The organism is Arenivirga flava, from assembly GCF_030161575.1.
Classification (GTDB): Bacteria; Actinomycetota; Actinomycetes; order Actinomycetales; family Microbacteriaceae; genus Arenivirga; species Arenivirga flava.
In genome coordinates this window covers 1003641-1020566 of the sequence record NZ_BSUL01000001.1, presented here as the reverse complement: position 1 = coordinate 1020566, position 16926 = coordinate 1003641, and the positions used below count along the sequence as shown (strand labels likewise).

Here is a 16926-nt window from a genome sequence, read left to right as displayed (position 1 = left end):
GGGGGCCGAGCCGGCAGTACCGTCGCGGGCATGACGATCGCAGCGCCGCAGCCGACCACCCTCGACGCGAAGGGTCTCCGCCGGACCCTCGCCCCGCTGCTCGAACGGGTCGCCGCCGACACGGTGCGCCGCGAGCAGGAGCGCGAACTGCTGCACGACGACGTGCGGGCCCTGCTCGACCTGGGATTCGGGCGGCTGCGCCTGCCCGCCGAGCACGGCGGTCCGGGCCTGGCCCTGTCGGAGACCATCGACCTCCTCATCGACGTCGCGACGGCCGACCCCAACCTCGCCCACCTCTTCCGCGGGCACATCGGCGTCGTCGAGACCCTGCTGCTCGAGGGGCTCGACGGCCCCGGCGACCAGCACCGGCGACGTTGGGCCGAGCGCATCGCCCACGGCGCCCTGATCGGCAACGCGCAGTCCGAGCGCAGCCTCCGTGCCGAGATCACGACGCGCCTGCGCCGCGACGGCGACCGCCTCCTCCTCGAGGGGACCAAGTACTACACGACCGGCAGCATCTACGCCGACTGGATCCAGCTCTCCGCCCTGGACGGCGACGAGCGGGTCGGCGTGCTCGTCGAGGTCGCCGCCGGCGTGCGATCCGTCGACGACTGGGACGGTTTCGGGCAGCCGCTCACGGGCAGCGGCACCACCGTCTTCGACGGCGCCGTCGTGGACCCGCTCGACGTGCACCGGCAGGACGATGTCGGGACCGCGAGGGGCTGGCTGCTCGCCGCCGTCTGGCAGCTCGTGCTGCTCGCCGTGCTCGCGGGCATCGCTCGCCGCGCGCTGCAGGACACCGTCGCGTTCGTGCAGCCTCGCGAGCGGACGTTCGGGCTCGATCAGTCGCCGCGCGAGGATCCGCTCGTCCAGTCGGTGGTCGGCTCGCTCTCCGCCGCGGCGGACGCCGCGGCCCGGCTGGTGCGCTCCGGAGCTCAGGAGCTCGACGCGGCGCTCGCCGCGGTGCGCGCGGGGGAGCCTGAGGAGCGGCTCCGCGACGCCATGCTCGCCGTGTTCCGCCTGCAGCAGATCGTGCCTCCGCTCGTGCTCGACGCTGCGGAGCAGCTCTTCGAGGTGGGCGGCGCCAGCGCGGTGAGCAACCGGGTCGCCCTCGATCGGCACTGGCGCAACGCGCGCACGATCGCCTCGCACAACCCGATCGTGCAGCGTCGACGCGCGCTCGGGCAGTGGGAGCTGCTGGGGGAGCTGCCGGGGTGGCGGCCGCCGGGCGCTCCCGCCGCGGCGGCGGAGGGCGCCGGGCGATGACCGGGGAGCCGAAGCCGCTCATCCTCAACCTCTTCGAGATGAACACGGTGAGCCACATCACCCACGGGCTCTGGCCGCTCGAGGGCAACCAACGGCACCGCTTCAACGAGCTCTCCTACTGGACCGAGCTCGCGCAGATCCTCGAGCACGGCGGCTTCACCGGCGTGTTCCTCGCCGACGTGGTCGGGGCCTACGACACCTTCCGCGGCGGACCGGAGACGGCGATCCGCGAGGGGCTGCAGATCCCGTCCAACGACCCGCTGCTCGTCATCCCGGCGATGGCCGCGGTCACCGAGCGGATCGGCTTCGGCGCCACGTTCTCGACGAGCTACGAGCCGCCCTTCGCCTTCGCGCGCAGGATGTCCACCTTGGACCACCTGACGAACGGGCGCGTCGGCTGGAACATCGTCACCAGCTACCTGAAGAACGCCGCGCGCAACTTCGGTCTCGACGACCAGATCCCGCACGACCGCCGCTACGAGATCGCGGACGAGTTCCTCGACGTGGTCTACAAGCTCTGGGAGGGCTCTTGGGACGATGACGCGGTCGTGGTCGACCGCGAGCGCGGCGTCTACAGCGACCCGGAGGGCGTGCGGTACATCGACCACGTCGGCGAGCACTTCCGCGTCGCCGGTCCGCACCTCGCCTCGCCGAGCCGGCAGCGCACGCCCGTGCTGTTCCAGGCGACCGGCTCGCCGGCGGGTATCGAGTTCGCCGGCCGGCACGCCGAGGTGGTGTTCACGGGCGGACGGACCGCCGAGGATTTCCGCCGAAACGCCCGCGGCATGCGCGAGGCCGCGGTGCGGCACGGTCGCTCCGGTGACGACCTGCGCTGCATCGTGCAGGCCGGCGTCGTCGTCGGTCGCACCGAGGAGGAGGCGCAGGACCGGTGGCGCGAGTACCGGCGCCGCACGAGCATCGACGGCATCCTCGCCCACGCGAGCCTGCCGGTCGACCTCACCGCGTACCCGCGCGAGACGCCCATCGATGTCGTGCTGCGGGGCGAGCCGGCCATCACCGGCCGCTTCCAGCTGCCGCCGGGCGGGACGGTCGGCGAGGTGCTCGACAAGCTCGTCGGCGGCCGCGAGGGCCGCTACTTCGTCGTCGGTACGCCCACCGTGGTCGCCGACGAGATCGAGCGCTGGCTCGACGAGGACGGCATCGACGGCATCAACCTGCGCCAGTACCACTCCTTCGACACGGCGCGGGACTTCGCCGACCTCGTCGTGCCCGAGCTGCGGCGTCGCGGCCGCCTCCGCGACGGAGACGGTCTCACGCTGCGCGAGCAGCTCTTCGGCGCGGGCCGGGCGCGGTTGCCCGAGCACCACATCGCGGCGCGCTACCGCGGCGGGCGCAACCTGGACGTGCCGGTCGAGCCGCTGCGGTTCGGAGCGCCGGTCTAGAGCGCCAGCCGCAGCCCGCCGACGACCTCGTCGCCGCCGGTGACGGCCTCCGCGGTCGCGGCCGCTGCATCCGCCGCCGCCTCCGCATCGACGAGACCGTTGCGGGCCAGCAGCCCGAGGCCCGCGATCGTGGTGGCCCGGTGCGAGCCGTCCAGGCTCTTCAGCGCGACGGCCGCCCCCTCCGGCGTGAGCAGCACGAGCACGCCCTCCGCGCCGAGCTTGGCCACCACGCCGGTGCGCTCGATCACCGCGGTGTTCGCCTGGCCCTCGCCGTCGATCGCCCAGGGGTGCTCGCGGATCGCCGCCGGCAGCGGCGATCCCGAGCGCTCGAGCGCCGCCAGGCCGCGGGCCAGCTGCAGCAGGCCCATCGCGGCGACGGGGGCGCCGCATCCGTCGACGCCCCAGTGCGCCGGCTCGGCGCCGGTCAGCTCCGCCACGACCGAGCGGATGCGCGCCTGCAGCGGGTGCTCCGGCGCCAGGTAGTCCTCGAGCGTCCAGCCCTCGCGCACGCAGGCCGCGAGGAAGGTGGCGTGCTTGCCGGAGCAGTTCATCGCCAGCCGAGAGGGAGCGGATGCGGCTGCCCGGGCGGCGCGATCGCCCGGCCAGGCGGGAGGGCACCGCAGCGCCGACGCGTCGAGACCGGCGCCGTCGAGGATCGTCCGCACCACGGCCTGGTGCCGCTCCGTGCCGGCGTGGCTCGCCGTGGACAGCACCAGCTGCTCTCCGACGAGGCCGAGCCCGCTGCGCAGCGCCGCGGTGGCCTGGAACGGCTTGAGGGTCGAGCGCGGGTACACGTGCGCCTCGACGTCGCCGTGCGCTTCGAGCACCGCGCCGTCGGGGTCGACCAGCACGGCCGCTCCGAGGTGCTGCGACTCGATGAGACCGGACCGTTCGACCACGGCGAGCGGCACGCAGCCGGCGGGGGAGAGGGGGCGGAGGGGGATGGCGTCGCTCACCCGTCCAGGCTAGCGACGGCGGTGGGTCGCCGGACGACGATGAGCTAGCATCGTCCGGTGCCCGCGCGAGCAACGGCGGGCTGAGAGCTGAATAGAGGAGACCCCATGGACATCGATCTGGCCGTGCTGCGACTGCTGGAGCGCGAGCGGGAGATCCCGTTCGAGGAGCTCGTGCGGATCATCGAGCAGGCGATCCTCACCGCCTACGTGCGCAACGCCGGCGAGCTGGGCGCCGCCGCCGACGCCGAGGCCCGCGTGCAGCTCGACCGCAAGACCGGTCACGTGACCCTCTTCGTGCCCGAGCGCGACGAGGAGGGAGAGGTCGTTGGCGAGGCCGTGGAGACCCCCGAGGACTTCGGGCGCATCGCCGCCTTCGCCGCCAAGCAGGTCATCAACCAGCGCCTGCGCGACATCGGCGACGACAAGGTGCTCGGCGAGTTCCGCGGCAAGGAGGGCGACATCGTCGCCGGCGTCATCCAGCAGGGGCCGAACCCGCGGATGATCCACATCGACCTCGGCACCGTCGAGGCGATCATGCCGCCCGAGGAGCAGGTGCCGGGCGAGGAGTACCAGCACGGCCGCCGCATCCGCGTCTACGTCACCGCCGTCGGCAAGGGGCCCAAGGGACCGCAGATCACCGTCTCGCGCACCCACCCCGGTCTCGTGCGCAAGCTCTTCGCCCTCGAGGTGCCGGAGATCGCCAGCGGCATCGTCGAGATCGCCTCGCTCGCCCGCGAGGCCGGGCACCGCACGAAGATCGCCGTGCGCGCCACCCAGGCCGGCGTGAACGCGAAGGGCGCCTGCATCGGCGAGATGGGCCAGCGCGTGCGCTCCGTCACCGCCGAGCTGAACCAGGAGAAGATCGACATCGTCGACTACTCCGAGGACCTGCCGACCTTCGTCGCCAGCGCGCTGTCGCCCGCCAAGGTCTCGAGCGCGTTCGTCATCGACGCGGCCACCAAGGCGGTGCGCGCCCTCGTGCCCGACTACCAGCTGTCGCTCGCCATCGGCAAGGAGGGCCAGAACGCGCGTCTGGCCGCCAAGCTCACCGGTGCCAAGATCGACATCCAGCCCGACTCCGTCATGGAGTCGTGAGCCGTCGCCGTTCGCCGTCGGAGGAGCGCGCCGCGCGGGCCGGCGACGAGCCGAGTGCTACGCTGGGTCCTGTACGAACGTGCGTCGGTTGTCGCGCGCGTGCCGAGCGGTCCGCCCTGGTGCGGATCGTCGCCGGGGCAGAAGGGCTCGTTCTCGATGAACGCGCCGTCCTGCCGGGGCGGGGCGCGTGGCTGCATCCCTCACGCGATTGCTGGGAGCGTGCGATCTCCCGCCGGGCCCTGGGCCGGGCGCTGAGGACCGCAGCGGATCCCGCGTCGAACACCCTCAGAGAACAGGCAGAACGGCTCATGGACAACTCATGAACGGCTCGGAATGAGCACCGTCCGCACCATTTGAGGTCTGCCCCTGTCCGGGCGCAGGCCCGTAGACAGGAGAACTGTGGCTAAACCACGCGTGCACGAGATCGCAGCAGAGCTCGGCATCGAAAGCAAGGTCGCCCTCGAGAAGCTCAAGGAGCTGGGCGAGTTCGTCAAGGGCCCGTCGTCGAGCGTCGAGCCCCCGTGGCGCGCAAGCTGCGCGCCGCCTTCGCCGGTCAGGGCTCCGCGCCCGCCGCCGGTGCCCCGGCCGCCGGTGCCGCGAAGCCGGGCGGCCCCCGCCCCGCTCCGCAGCGCCAGGCGCCGACCCCCGGCCCGAAGGCCCCGGCCCCCGCGGCCGAGCAGCCGGCGGCACCCGCCGCCTCGTCGCGTCCCGCGGCACCCGGTCCGCGTCCGGCCCCCAAGGCCGAGCCGCAGGCGCCCTCCGCGTCGCAGCAGGCGCCGAAGAGCGCCGAGAAGCCCGCCGAGGGCGGCTCCGGCGCGCCTCGTCCGGGCGCTCCCCGCCCCGGCGGCCAGCCGCGTCCGGGCAACAACCCCTTCGCCTCGCAGCAGGGCATGGCCCGTCCGGGTGCCCCGCGCCCCGGCAACAACCCCTTCGCGTCGAACCAGGGCATGCCCCGTCCCGGCGGCGCGGCTGGTCCGCGCCCGGGTGGCGCGGCCGGCCCGCGTCCGATGGCGCCCCGTCCCGGTTCGCCCCGCATCGGCGCCCCGCGTCCCGCGGGTGCCGGCGGCGGCCGTCCCGGCGGCCCCGGTCGTCCCGGCGGTGCCGGCGGCGGCTTCCAGCGCCCCGGCGGTGGTCCCGGCGGCTTCAGCGGCCCCCGTCCCGCGGGCGGCGGCGGCGGTCGCGGTCGCGGCCCCGGTGGTGGCACCGCTGGTGCCTTCGGCCGCGGCGGCGGCAAGAGCAAGAGCCGCAAGTCGAAGCGCACGAAGCGGCAGGAATTCGAGATGCGGGATGCGCCGTCGCTGGGCGGCGTCAACGTCCCGCGCGGCAACGGCAGCACCCCGCTGCGCATGCGCCGCGGCGCGTCGATCTCGGACTTCGCCGACAAGATCGAGGCCGTGACCGGCGTCTCGGTCGCCCCCGGCAACCTCGTCACCGTGCTGTTCCAGCTCGGCGAGATGGCCACGGCCACCGAGTCGCTCGACGACGCCACGTTCGGCATCCTCGGCGAGGAGCTCGGCTACAAGATCGAGATCGTCTCGCCCGAGGACGAGGACAAGGAGCTCCTCGAGGGCTTCGGCGTCGACCTCGAGCAGGAGCTCGCCGACGAGGACGACGAGCTGCTGCAGGCGCGTCCGCCGATCGTGACCGTCATGGGCCACGTCGACCACGGAAAGACCCGACTGCTGGACGCGATCCGCAAGTCGAACGTCATCGCGGGCGAGGCCGGCGGCATCACGCAGCACATCGGTGCGTACCAGATCTGGACGGACCACGAGGAGATCGACCGCGCGATCACCTTCATCGACACCCCGGGTCACGAGGCGTTCACCGCCATGCGCGCCCGCGGTGCGCAGGTGACCGACCTGGCGATCCTCGTGGTCGCGGCGGACGACGGCATCATGCCCCAGACGGTCGAGGCGCTGAACCACGCCCAGGCCGCCGGCGTGCCGATCGTCGTCGCGGTGAACAAGGTCGACAAGGAGGGGGCCAACCCCGCCAAGGTGCGCCAGCAGCTCACCGAGTACGGCCTCGTGGCCGAGGAGTACGGCGGCGACACGATGTTCGTCGACGTCTCGGCGCTCTCGGGCCTGGGCATCCACGACCTGCTCGACGCGGTGCTCCTCACCGCCGACGCCGGTCTGGACCTGCGCGCGAACCCCGACAAGGACGCCCGAGGCGTCGCCATCGAGGCGAACCTCGACAAGGGCCGCGGCGCCGTGGCGACCGTGCTCATCCAGTCGGGCACGCTCGAGGTCGGCGACGCGATCGTCGCGGGCACCGCGTACGGCAAGGTCCGCGCGATGTTCGACGAGAACGGCGACCCGGTCACCGAGGCGGACCCCTCGCGTCCCGTCCAGGTGCTCGGCCTCTCGTCGGTGCCCCGTGCCGGTGACACCTTCATGGTCACCGAGGACGACCGCACCGCCCGTCAGATCGCCGAGAAGCGCGAGGCCGTGCAGCGCAACGCGCTGCTCGCCAAGGGCCGCAAGCGCATCAGCCTCGAGGACTTCACGAAGGCGCTCGAGGACGGCAAGGTCGAGACCCTCAACCTCATCCTCAAGGGCGACGTCTCCGGTGCCGTCGAGGCGCTGGAGGAGTCGCTCCTCAAGATCGAGGTCGACGACAGCGTGCAGCTGCGCATCATCCACCGCGCCGTCGGTGCGATCACCGAGAGCGACGTCAACCTCGCGACGATCGACAACGCGATCATCGTGGGCTTCAACGTCCGTCCCGACCTCAAGGCCCGCCAGGCGGCTCAGCGAGAGGGCGTCGATGTGCGCTTCTACTCGGTGATCTACGCGGCGATCGACGAGATCGAGGGCTCGCTGAAGGGCATGCTCAAGCCGGAGTTCGAGGAGGTGCAGTCGGGCGTCGCGGAGATCCGCGAGGTGTTCCGCAGCTCCAAGTTCGGCAACATCGCCGGTGTCATCGTCCGCTCGGGCACGATCACCCGCAACGCCAAGGCGCGGGTCATCCGCGACGGCGTCGTGGTCGGCGACAACCTCGCCATCGAGTCGCTGCGCCGTTTCAAGGACGACGTCACCGAGGTGCGCACGGACTTCGAGGCCGGTATCGGCCTCGGCAAGTTCAACGACATCCAGGTCGGCGACGAGATCGAGACGACCGAGATGAAGGAGAAGCCGCGAGGCTGATCCCCGGTGAGAAGGGTCCCGTGAGCTCCGGCTCGCGGGGCCCTTCCCGCATCCGTACGAACACAACGAAAGGTGGTGGCCCGCATGGCCGATGAGCAGCGCGCCAGGAAGATGGCCGACCGCATCAAGGAGATCGTCGCGCGGCGGCTGGAGAAGGGCATCAAGGACCCGCGGATGGGCTTCGCGACCATCACGGACGTCCGGGTGACCGGCGATCTGCAGCATGCGTCGATCTTCTACACGGTCTATGGCTCCGATGAGGAGCGCGCGGACACCGCCGCGGCGCTGAAGAGCGCCACCGGCATGCTGCGCACCGAGGTGGGCAAGAACATCACCGCCCGGCTGACGCCGAGCCTCGAGTTCATCCTCGACGCCCTGCCCGAGAACGCCTCGCACCTCACCGACCTGCTCGCGCAGGCGAAGGCCCGCGACGCCGAGCTCGAGCGCCTCGCCGCCGGCGGGCGGTACGCCGGCGACGAAGACCCGTACGTCAAGCCGCGCGAGCGCGACGACGACGCCTACGAGGGCTGAACCCGACCCTGCACGACGGAGGGCTGCGCGGCGATCCGCCGCGCAGCCCTCCGTCGTCCCGACGCGGCGGCAGGAGTCGAACCTGCTGCGCTCCCGGATATGAGCCGGGGCCCGGAACCATCCGGATCACCGCGTTGCCTCCACGGTAGGCGCATCCGCATCCGTCCTGCCGGGATGCGACGCGCCGTGACGCCGTACGTCGCAGCGTCTCAGGACCCGGGCAGCGCGTAGCCGGAATCCGGGTCGCCGGTGGCGAGGCCGTCGGCGACCAGCCCGTCGAGGGCCCGCTCGAGCTGCGCGGCATCGGGGGCGAGCGCCAGCAGCTCGGCAGCGGGCACGGGCACCTCGGACCGGCGCAGCTCGGCGAGGATGCGGCCACGCGCCTGGCGGTCGCTGCCCTCGAAGCGCGCCTGCCGCTGCCGCACCGGTCCGTCGTAGGCGGGGTAGCCCGCGGCGCGCCAGGCGCACCGCGCCGCGATCGGGCAGGCGTCGCAGCGCGGCGACCGGGCCGTGCAGACGATCGCCCCGAGCTCCATCACCCCCGCGTTCACGACCGTCGAGGCGGCGACGTCCTCCGGCAGCAGCGCGGTCATGTCGACCAGATCGCGCCGGTGGGGCGGCGCGGCCTCAGCGTGCCCGAGCACCGCGCGGGCGATCACGCGCCGCGTGTTCGTGTCGACGACCGGATGCCGCTGGCGGTACGCGAAGACGGCCACGGCCCGCGCGGTGTAGTCCCCGATGCCCGGCAGCGCGAGCAGGGCGTCGACGTCGTCCGGCACCACGTTGCCGTGCTCCTCGGCGATGGCGGTGGCGCAGGCGTGCAGCCGCAGCGCGCGGCGGGGGTAGCCGAGCCGGTCCCACATCCGCACCGCCTCGCTCGGCGGGCTGGCCGCCAGGTCGGCGGGCGTCGGCCAGCGCTCCAGCCACGCGGCGAGCCGGGGGATCACCCGATCGACCTGGGTCTGCTGCAGCATGATCTCGCTGACGAGCACGCCCCACGCGCCGAAGCCCTCGGCCCGCCAGGGCAGATCGCGCGCGGCGTCGGCGAACCAGTCGGCGACCGCGCTGCCCAGTGCCGGATCGCCGAGCGCCCGCACCACGGCGGCGTCAGCCACGCGCACCGCCGAGGCGGCGGGCGAGCGCGCCCAGACGGGTCTGCGGCGCATCGATCGCGGCGATGCGCGCGACGACCTCGTCGGGCGACAGGAAGCCGCGCGCCGCGGCCTCGTGCACCATCGCGGTGATCGCCGCGTTCACCGGGGCCTGGAGGCCGGCGGAGCGCGCCGCGTCGACGATCGCACCGTTGAGGTGGTCGATCTCGGTGGGCACCCCACGGCGCACCGACTGCAGGGTCGAGCCGGGGTTCGGCACGTCGCCCATGCTCCGGGCCATGCGTCGCGGCAGCGCGGCGGCCAGGGCCGTCGGCAGGGTCCGCAACGCGGCCACGGCGCGCTCGTCGACGACCCCGAGCGGCGCGAAACGGGCGCCGGATGCGGCGGCGACCCGGGCTGCCTCCTGCATGCTGCGCGTGAGCACGCGCAGCAGACCCGTGTGCGCGACAGTCGCCTGCACGCTGAGCCCGGTGACGGCGGGGAGCGCGTTCACCTGGTTGACGAGCAGCTTGCTCCACTGCGCCGCGCGCAGGTCGTCGCCGAGCTGCACCGGCAGCAGCGGTGCGAGCGCGCGAGCCGCGAGGGCGAGCGCGGCGCCCGCCCCGCGGCTTCCGGGGGCGAGCAGCAGCGCTCCCGGCGCCGTCACCTCGACGAGTCCGGGCTCGAGATGCGAGGCGGCGAAGAGGGCGAGCCCGCCGATCAGCGGCGAGGACGGAGCGGATGCGGCGGCCGAGTCGATGCCGGAGAGACCGTTCTGCACGATCACGAGCGGCACCCCGGCCAGGAGCTCGGCGCCGGCCGCGATGGCGCCACCGGCGTCCTGCGCCTTCGTGGCGACGATCGCGAGCTCGGGGGAGCGGTCGAGGCGTTCGGCTGCGGGGATGCGGGCGACGTGCTCGCCCCATCCGCCGCGCAGGCTCAGCCCCCGCTCGGCGATGGCCGCGAGGTGCGCGCCCCGCGCGGTCACGGCGACCTCGTGACCGGCCCGGTCCAGCAGGGCGGCCAGGGTGCCGCCGACGGCGCCAGCCCCGAGCACCGCGATCCGCATCCGTCGATCCTACGGCGACCGCCCGACGGAGGCGCGCATCCGCTCGCTGGTAGCCTGTGCCGGTGAACGAGGGCCCCGCGCAGCAGCAGCACCAGCGACCGAGGGCCGGCAGCGGCATCCTGCTGCTCGACAAGCCGCAGGGCCTCACGAGCCACGATGCCGTCGCCCGCACACGTCGGCTCGCGGGCACCCGCAAGGTCGGCCACGCCGGCACGCTCGACCCCATGGCCACGGGCTTGCTCGTGCTCGGCCTGAACAGCTCGACGCGGCTGCTCACCTACCTCGTGGGCCTCGACAAGGAGTACACCGCGACCATCCGGCTCGGCGCCTCGACCGTGACCGACGACGCCGAGGGTGAGATCACCGGCACCGCGGAGACGGCGCACCTCGCCGACGAGGCCGTCGAGGCGGCCATCGCGCCGCTGCGCGGCGACATCGAGCAGGTGCCGAGCACCGTCAGCGCGATCAAGGTCGACGGCAAGCGCGCCTACGCCCGCGCCCGGGAGGGCGAGGACGTGCAGCTCAGCGCCCGCCCCGTGCGCATCGACGCCTTCGAGGTGCTCGCGTCGCGGCGGGTCGACGGCTTCCTCGATCTCGACGTTCGGGTCGTCTGCACCTCGGGCACCTACATCCGCGCACTCGCCCGCGACCTCGGCGCCGCGCTCGGCGTCGGCGGGCACCTCACGGCGCTGCGGCGCACCCGCGTCGGGCCGTTCGCCGTGGCCCACGCCCCCGAGCTGGCCGACGATCTCGACGTGGGCGCGCGGATGCTGCGGCCGGCCGACGTCGCCGGCGCCCTGTTCCCGACGGTGCGGCTCGACGCGGACGACGCGCTCGCGCTCTCGCAGGGCAAGCGCATCCGCCCGGACGGTTTGCCGGAGGCGACGGGACCGCTCGCGGTGCTCACGCCGACGGGCGACCTGCTCGGGCTCGCCGCGCGTCGCGGCGACGGGCTGCGCACGCTCGTGAACTTCCCCGCGGACGAGGTGGCCGCGCCGTGATCGTCGGACTCACCTGGACCCTCGTCGCCGTCGCCGGCCTGGTCGGCCTCATCGGCGTCGTCGCCGGCCTGCTCAAGGTCGCGCCGAACGACCTCGTGCTCGGCGGCACCGCGCTCGTCGAGCTCGGTCTCATCGTGCAGGTCGTGGTGGCGATCATCGCGCCGTTCGCGGGCAACGAGCCCACCGGCGACCTGCTCGAGTTCTGGATCTACCTCGTCACCGCGGTGCTCATGCCGCCGTTCGCGGTCATCTGGGGGCTCGTCGACCGGGGGCGGTGGGCCACCGTGATCCTCGGCGTCGTCGGCATCTCGATCGCGATCATGGTCTACCGGATGCACGTGATCTGGACGGTCCAGGGCGCCTGAGCCGAGCGGTAGGCTGGTCGGCGATGTCCGAACAGCTCTCGTCGCGCCCGGGCGGCGTGGGCCGCGTGCTCGTCGTCGTCTACGCGATCCTCGCGATCGCGGCGACCGGCCGCAGCGTCTACCAGATCGTCAGCAAGTTCGACGAGGCGCCCGTCGCCTACACGCTCTCGGCCGTGGCCGCGCTCGTGTACGTGGTCGCGACGATCGGCCTCGCCCTCGGCCGGCGCGGCGCGGCTCTGGCGTGGGCCGCCGTCAGCTTCGAGCTGGTCGGCGTGCTCACCGTCGGTGTCCTGAGCCTCACGCACCCCGAGCTGTTCGCGCATCCGTCGGTCTGGTCCACCTTCGGCATGGGCTACCTCTTCATCCCGCTGGTGCTGCCGTTCCTGGGCATCTGGTGGCTGCTCAACCGCCGCCGCGCCGCGGCGCCGACCCCTGCCGCGGCGGTCTGATCGTGCGGTTCTTCGGCTCGGTCGACGAGGTCCCGGACGACTGGGGACCCAGCGCGGTGACCATCGGCAAGTTCGACGGCGTGCACGCCGGACACCGGGCCATCGTCGCCGACCTCATCGAGGCGGCTGCCGCATCCGGTCTGCGCTCCACCGTGCTCACCTTCGACCGCCACCCGCTCGCCCTGCTGCGGCCCGCGGTCTGCCCGCCCGCGCTGATCAGCAACGTGCAGAAGCGGGAGCTCATCGAGTCGCTCGGCGTGGAGGGCCTGCTGATGGTGCCCTTCGATCGCGCGTTCTCCAGCCAGGAGCCCGAGACGTTCATCGATCACGTGCTGCTCGGCGCGCTGGACGCGAAGCTGCTGCTGGTGGGCGAGGACTTCCGCTACGGCGCGGGCGGGCGCGGCGGCGTCGCGCTGCTGCGCGAGCGGCTCGGCGCCGCGGGCGTCGAGGTGCGCGTGATCGAGGAGGTGCAGCCCGAGGGCGGGCGCCGGGCCTCGTCGACCTGGGTGCGCGAGCTGCTCGCCGCCGGCGAGGTCGCCCACGCGGGCGAGCTGCTGGGGCGCAGCCCCTCGGTGCGCGCCGTCGTCGTCAGGGGTGCGCAGCGCGGCCGCGAGCTCGGATACCCGACGGCGAACCTCTCGAGGCGCTCCGAGGGCCGCATCCCCGCGGACGGCGTCTACGCCGGCTGGCTCGTGGTCGACGGCGAGCCGCTGCCCGCCGCCATCTCGGTCGGCAACAACCCCACCTTCGACGGCGTGCCCGAGCAGCAGGTCGAGGCCTACGTGCTCGACGCCGACCTCGACCTCTACGACAGGACGGTCGAGGTGGTCTTCGTCGACTTCGTCCGCGGCATGCGCAAGTTTGATGGCATCGACCCCCTGCTCGAGCAGATGGCCGACGACGTCGAGCGCACCCGGGCGATCCTCGCGGCGGCACCGCGGCCCCAGCGGGTCTGAGGTCCGGCGGCTCGAGCGGGTCCGAGGCGAGGCGGCTCGAGTGGGTCCGAGGCGCGGCTGCTCGTCGGTTCCGGCCGCGGCGCCCGTACCTCGGCCCCTGTCAGGAATGACGGAGCCGTCCCGCACCCGCGCTGCCCCAATGACGGGGCCGTCCCGCACCCGGGCTGCCCGAACGACGGAGATCTTGCGTGACACGCCGTGCTGGATGCTACTCGATCCGGCGTGTCTTGTCAGATCTCCGTCGTTTCGGCCGGGGCGTGCTGCTCGGTTCCGTCGTTCGTGACGGCGGGGGTGGCCGGGGCGTGCTGCTCGATTCCGTCGTTCGTGACGCTGGGGCGATGTCGTGCGCGGGCTCGTCGGCGGCCGAGGCGGCGTTAGCGTGTGGCCATGAGCTCCGAGGACGGCCTGCTCGCCGAGGTCTGGCGCGATGTGGGCGGCGACACGATGCGGCTGGTGCTCGTCCAGGGCTCGTCCCCGCCCCCGCTCCGGGCGGCGCTGCCGGTCGCGCGGCTGGTCCACGACGCCGTCGCCGCCGCGGCGCTCGCGGCGCAGGAGCTCGAGGATTCCGCCGCCCCGATCCGCATCGATCCGGTGCACGCAGCGACGGCCGTGACGAGCGAGCGGTGGTTCCGCCATCACGGCGAGGCGCCTCGGGCGTGGCATCCGCTCTCCGGGTTCCGGCCCGCAGCCGACGGCTTCGTGCGCACGCATGCGAACTACCCGCACCACCACGAGCGGCTGCTGCGATCGCTGGGCCTGACCGGCGCAGCGGATGCGGCGGCGCTGGATGCGCGCATCCGCTCGATGACGGGGGCGGAGGTCGAGCGCGCCGCCGCAGCGAACGGTGCGCTGGCCGTCGCCGTGCGCACCGAGGGGGAGTGGGGCGCTTCGCCGCAGGGCCGTGCCGGCGCCGCGGGCCCGCTGGTGCAGTTCGAGCGGACGGGTGCGCGACTGCGCTGGCGCCGTGGTGCGCGCGGCTCGGAGCCGCGGCGCAGCCCGGGCGCGCGGCGCACCGCGGACGCGCCGACGGTCGCCGAGGGGCCGCGCGCCGCCGGCGCGCCGCTCGCCGGACTGCGCGTGCTCGACCTCACGCGGGTGATCGCGGGACCGGTCGCCGGGCGCACGCTCGCGCTGCTCGGTGCGGACGTGCTGCGCATCGACCCGCCGCGGCTGCCCGAGCTCGGCTGGCAGCACCTCGACACCGGGCACGGCAAGCGCAGCGCGCTGCTCGACGTGCGGAGCGTCGACGGCTCCGCGCGCTTCGAGCGGCTGCTCGAGAGCGCTAACGTGCTGCTGCTCGGGTACCGTCCCGGTGCGCTCGATGTCGAGGCGATCGTGGGCCGGCATCCCGCTCTCGTCGTCGCGGAGCTCTCAGCCTGGGGGTGGTCAGGGCCGTGGGCCGATCGCCGCGGCTTCGACAGCCTCGTGCAGGCTGCGAGCGGCATCGCCGTGGTTGAGGGCGCGACGGATACGCCGAGCGCTCTGCCCGCGCAGGCGCTGGACCATGCGACGGGCTACCTGCTGGTGGCCGCCGTGCTGCGCGCCGTCGCGGAGGGCGGTTCGGCTCGAATCCGCGCCTCGCTCGCCAGGACGGCCGCGGCGCTGCTCGCACTGCCACGGGGAGCGGATGCGGGCGCTGCCACCGCCGCGGACGCCTTCGAGCCATCGCTCGTGCACCTGCACGGGCTCACCACGGCGCAGCCGGCTTTCGGGCGGCGGTCCTGGCCCGCTCCGCCGCGCTCCTGGGGCGGCGACCCCGCGGCCTGGCGCTGAGGCGTCCCGCGCTCATCCGCGCTGCCCGCCCCGCCCGCGCCGCTCAGCGCCGCCCCGCCCGCGCGCCGCACTGCCCGCGCCGTCTTGCCGCGCCGCGCCGCCTCGCCCGCGCCGCCCCGCCCGTGCCGTCCCGAGCCTGCGTGCCGAGCTCGGGCCCGCCTCCGGTGGTCGAACCGGCTCGGGCCCGAGTCCCCGAGGCGGGCTGCGGCCAGGAGGCTCGTCAGGAACGAAGGAGTCCGCGCATCCGCCCGTTCCACAATGAAGGAGATGGTCCACGACACGCCGTTTCAGGACGGATAGGTCCTGCGTGTCGCCGCAGATCTCCTTCATTTTGACGCGGCAGGGGGGCGTCGCTCCGTCATTCCTGACGCGCATGCACGCCTGGGGCCTGGGGCCTGGGGCCTGGGGCCTGGGGCGTGGGGTCTGGGGCGTGGGCCTGGGGCGTGGGGCGTGGGGTCTGGGTCGGGGCGGGCGCGGCGATGCGCCGCAGGGGTGGCGGCGCAGCGGTCGGCTCAGAGGAGCGCCGACTGGAGCAGCGTGCCGGCCCACAGGACGAGCACGATGGCGACGCCGCCGAGCGAGGGCCAGTACCAGGCCCAGCGGCGCTGAACGGCGCGGATGAGGTAGAGGGCCAGACTCGCCGCCCACGCTCCGATGAGCAGCGCCGCGCAGAGCGCGAGCAGCCAGGCGTCCGGGAACGCCGACACCACGCTGCCGGCCGAGAGGCCGAGCACGGCGGTGAACAGCAGCACGAACGCTCCGGCGGCGAGGTCCAGCACCACGAGCACGACCGGCCGCGGACGCCGCGCCGCCGGGGCGGCCATTAGTAGGAGGTCTCGTCGACCGCGCCCGTGCCGGCGGAGCCGGAGATCCGGGCGGCGAGGTCGCCGAGGATCGTCGCGGTGCCGCTCGTGCCGAAGCGGGTGACGCCCTCGGCGAGCATCTCGAGCACGGTGTCGAGGCTGCGCACGCCGCCCGAGGCCTTCAGCTCGACGCGCTCGCCGACGTTCGCCTTCATGATCGCCAGGTCGTGCAGGTTCGCGCCGCCGCCGGCGAACCCGGTGGAGGTCTTGACGAAGTGGGCGCCGGCGCGGTCCGAGGCCGCCGACGCGGCGGCGATCTGCTCGTCGTCGAGCAGCGCGGTCTCGAGGATCACCTTGACGATGTGGCCGTCGGCGGCCTCGACGACCGAGCGGATGTCCTGCTCGACCTCGGCGAGCAGCCCCGAGCGCACCCATCCGATGTTCACGACCATGTCGAGCTCGACGGCGCCGTCGGCGAGCGCCTGGCGCACCTCGGCGACCTTGCCCGCCGTCGAGGTGGTGCCGTGCGGGAACCCGATCACGGTGCCGACCGCCACCCCCTGCCGGTGAGGCGCTCGACCGCGTGCGCGATGTCGCTGGGGCGCACGCACACGCTGAAGATGCGGTGCTCGGCGGCGACGTCGAGCTGCGCGTCGACCTCGGCGCGGGTCAGCTCGGGCTTGAGGATGGCGTGGTCGATCATGCCGGCGATCTGCGCGACGGTGACGGCGGGAGGGGTCTGGCTCATGCCCCCGATTCTACGGGCGGGGCCTGCGCGCATCCGGGCCGCCGCGCACGGTAGGCTGTCCGCGTAGCGACGACGCACCCCGTCACGCGCCGACATCCTGGCGCGGTCACGACGGGGCCCCGCCGCTATCGTGCCCGACCGGTTCCGCATCCGCTCGCCGCAGCTGCGACCCGGGTCCCGGGGTGCAGCGCCCGCATCCCGATCACGGCCCGTCCGGTGCACGGCGTACCGACGCATCCGAGCGGATGCGCCAACCCCTGATCCGAGG

Annotated in this window: 16 protein-coding genes, 1 tRNA gene and 1 pseudogene; 11 read left to right on the top strand and 7 right to left on the bottom strand. The window is 73.9% G+C overall.

Annotated elements, in window-relative coordinates; genetic code table 11:
- Positions 1–30 precede the first annotated feature (30 nt).
- Both QQK26_RS05010 and QQK26_RS05005 read left to right on the top strand, forming a co-directional pair.
- On the top strand, positions 31–1266 hold the full coding sequence (locus QQK26_RS05010) for an acyl-CoA dehydrogenase family protein (protein WP_284230638.1): 1236 nt from the start codon (positions 31–33) through the stop codon (positions 1264–1266).
- A complete protein-coding gene (locus QQK26_RS05005) occupies positions 1263–2669 on the top strand; it encodes an NtaA/DmoA family FMN-dependent monooxygenase (RefSeq protein WP_284230637.1) in 1407 nt (468 codons plus the stop codon). The genes QQK26_RS05010 and QQK26_RS05005 overlap by 4 nt, the downstream gene beginning before the upstream one ends.
- Here QQK26_RS05005 and QQK26_RS05000 read toward each other — a convergent pair.
- Complete coding sequence (locus tag QQK26_RS05000; protein WP_284230635.1) at positions 2666–3625, bottom strand: asparaginase; 960 nt, start codon at positions 3623–3625, stop codon at positions 2666–2668. The two genes, QQK26_RS05005 and QQK26_RS05000, sit on opposite strands and share 4 nt — an antisense overlap.
- 105 nt (positions 3626–3730) lie before the next feature.
- Here QQK26_RS05000 and nusA point away from each other — a divergent pair, with 105 nt between their 5' ends.
- The 4 genes and pseudogenes from nusA (at position 3731) to rbfA (ending at position 8403) form a co-directional block, all read left to right on the top strand.
- Complete coding sequence (nusA, locus tag QQK26_RS04995; protein WP_284230633.1) at positions 3731–4720, top strand: transcription termination factor NusA; 990 nt, start codon at positions 3731–3733, stop codon at positions 4718–4720.
- Positions 4717–5043 carry a YlxR family protein gene (locus QQK26_RS04990; protein WP_284230631.1) on the top strand — a complete coding sequence of 109 codons (327 nt, stop codon included), beginning with the start codon at positions 4717–4719 and terminating at the stop codon, positions 5041–5043. Before nusA ends, QQK26_RS04990 begins: the two co-directional genes overlap by 4 nt.
- A gap of 76 nt (positions 5044–5119) precedes the next feature.
- Positions 5120–7872, top strand: a pseudogene (infB, locus tag QQK26_RS04985) (translation initiation factor IF-2).
- An 84-nt stretch (positions 7873–7956) separates the two neighbouring features.
- Positions 7957–8403 (top strand): 30S ribosome-binding factor RbfA, encoded by a 447-nt coding sequence (gene rbfA / locus QQK26_RS04980; RefSeq protein ID WP_284230629.1) that lies wholly within the window; start codon positions 7957–7959, stop codon positions 8401–8403.
- Positions 8404–8464: 61 nt separating this feature from the next.
- Here the strand turns inward: rbfA and QQK26_RS04975 are convergent.
- From QQK26_RS04975 to QQK26_RS04965, 3 genes are all read right to left on the bottom strand, one after another.
- A tRNA-Met gene (locus QQK26_RS04975) sits at positions 8465–8537 on the bottom strand.
- Between the two features lie 75 nt (positions 8538–8612).
- Complete coding sequence (locus tag QQK26_RS04970) at positions 8613–9518, bottom strand: HhH-GPD family protein (protein WP_431307981.1); 906 nt, start codon at positions 9516–9518, stop codon at positions 8613–8615.
- Complete coding sequence (locus QQK26_RS04965; protein WP_284230627.1) at positions 9511–10563, bottom strand: ketopantoate reductase family protein; 1053 nt, start codon at positions 10561–10563, stop codon at positions 9511–9513. Before QQK26_RS04965 ends, QQK26_RS04970 begins: the two co-directional genes overlap by 8 nt.
- A gap of 62 nt (positions 10564–10625) precedes the next feature.
- On the opposite strand from QQK26_RS04965, the gene truB reads away from it, so the two are divergent.
- The 5 genes from truB (at position 10626) to QQK26_RS04940 (ending at position 15107) form a co-directional block, all read left to right on the top strand.
- On the top strand, positions 10626–11564 hold the full coding sequence (gene truB / locus QQK26_RS04960; RefSeq protein WP_284230625.1) for a tRNA pseudouridine(55) synthase TruB: 939 nt from the start codon (positions 10626–10628) through the stop codon (positions 11562–11564).
- Positions 11561–11929, top strand: coding sequence for a hypothetical protein (locus QQK26_RS04955; protein WP_284230623.1), 369 nt, complete (start codon positions 11561–11563; stop codon positions 11927–11929). Before truB ends, QQK26_RS04955 begins: the two co-directional genes overlap by 4 nt.
- Positions 11930–11952: 23 nt before the next feature.
- Positions 11953–12378 carry a hypothetical protein gene (locus QQK26_RS04950; protein ID WP_284230622.1) on the top strand — a complete coding sequence of 142 codons (426 nt, stop codon included), beginning with the start codon at positions 11953–11955 and terminating at the stop codon, positions 12376–12378.
- A gap of 2 nt (positions 12379–12380) precedes the next feature.
- Entirely contained in the window at positions 12381–13334 is a 954-nt protein-coding gene (locus QQK26_RS04945; RefSeq protein WP_284234449.1) for a bifunctional riboflavin kinase/FAD synthetase, read from the top strand.
- Between the two features lie 387 nt (positions 13335–13721).
- Entirely contained in the window at positions 13722–15107 is a 1386-nt protein-coding gene (locus QQK26_RS04940) for a CoA transferase (RefSeq protein WP_284230619.1), read from the top strand.
- Between the two features lie 512 nt (positions 15108–15619).
- On the opposite strand, the gene QQK26_RS04935 is transcribed toward QQK26_RS04940, so the two are convergent.
- Genes QQK26_RS04935 through QQK26_RS04925 form a run of 3 tightly spaced genes read right to left on the bottom strand, consistent with a single transcriptional unit; the run spans position 15620 to position 16658 of the window.
- Entirely contained in the window at positions 15620–15931 is a 312-nt protein-coding gene (locus QQK26_RS04935; protein ID WP_284230615.1) for a hypothetical protein, read from the bottom strand.
- Entirely contained in the window at positions 15931–16467 is a 537-nt protein-coding gene (gene deoC / locus QQK26_RS04930) for a deoxyribose-phosphate aldolase (RefSeq protein WP_284230610.1), read from the bottom strand. The genes QQK26_RS04935 and deoC overlap by 1 nt, the downstream gene beginning before the upstream one ends.
- Positions 16449–16658, bottom strand: a complete 210-nt coding sequence (locus QQK26_RS04925; RefSeq protein WP_284230608.1) for a hypothetical protein — start codon at positions 16656–16658, stop codon at positions 16449–16451. The genes deoC and QQK26_RS04925 overlap by 19 nt, the downstream gene beginning before the upstream one ends.
- Positions 16659–16926 lie beyond the last annotated feature (268 nt).

What these genes read in the sequence shown, in the direction of transcription:
- QQK26_RS04940 (WP_284230619.1), top strand. Translation starts at nt 13,722, where the DNA reads ATGAGCTCCGAGGACGGCCTGCTCGCCGAGGTCTGGCGCGATGTGGGC.
- QQK26_RS05010 (WP_284230638.1), top strand. Translation starts at nt 31, where the DNA reads ATGACGATCGCAGCGCCGCAGCCGACCACCCTCGACGCGAAGGGTCTC.
- QQK26_RS04965 (WP_284230627.1), bottom strand. Translation starts at nt 10,563, where the DNA reads ATGCGGATCGCGGTGCTCGGGGCTGGCGCCGTCGGCGGCACCCTGGCC.
- nusA (WP_284230633.1), top strand. Translation starts at nt 3,731, where the DNA reads ATGGACATCGATCTGGCCGTGCTGCGACTGCTGGAGCGCGAGCGGGAG.
- QQK26_RS04950 (WP_284230622.1), top strand. Translation starts at nt 11,953, where the DNA reads ATGTCCGAACAGCTCTCGTCGCGCCCGGGCGGCGTGGGCCGCGTGCTC.
- QQK26_RS04925 (WP_284230608.1), bottom strand. Translation starts at nt 16,658, where the DNA reads ATGAGCCAGACCCCTCCCGCCGTCACCGTCGCGCAGATCGCCGGCATG.
- QQK26_RS05005 (WP_284230637.1), top strand. Translation starts at nt 1,263, where the DNA reads ATGACCGGGGAGCCGAAGCCGCTCATCCTCAACCTCTTCGAGATGAAC.
- QQK26_RS04935 (WP_284230615.1), bottom strand. Translation starts at nt 15,931, where the DNA reads ATGGCCGCCCCGGCGGCGCGGCGTCCGCGGCCGGTCGTGCTCGTGGTG.
- rbfA (WP_284230629.1), top strand. Translation starts at nt 7,957, where the DNA reads ATGGCCGATGAGCAGCGCGCCAGGAAGATGGCCGACCGCATCAAGGAG.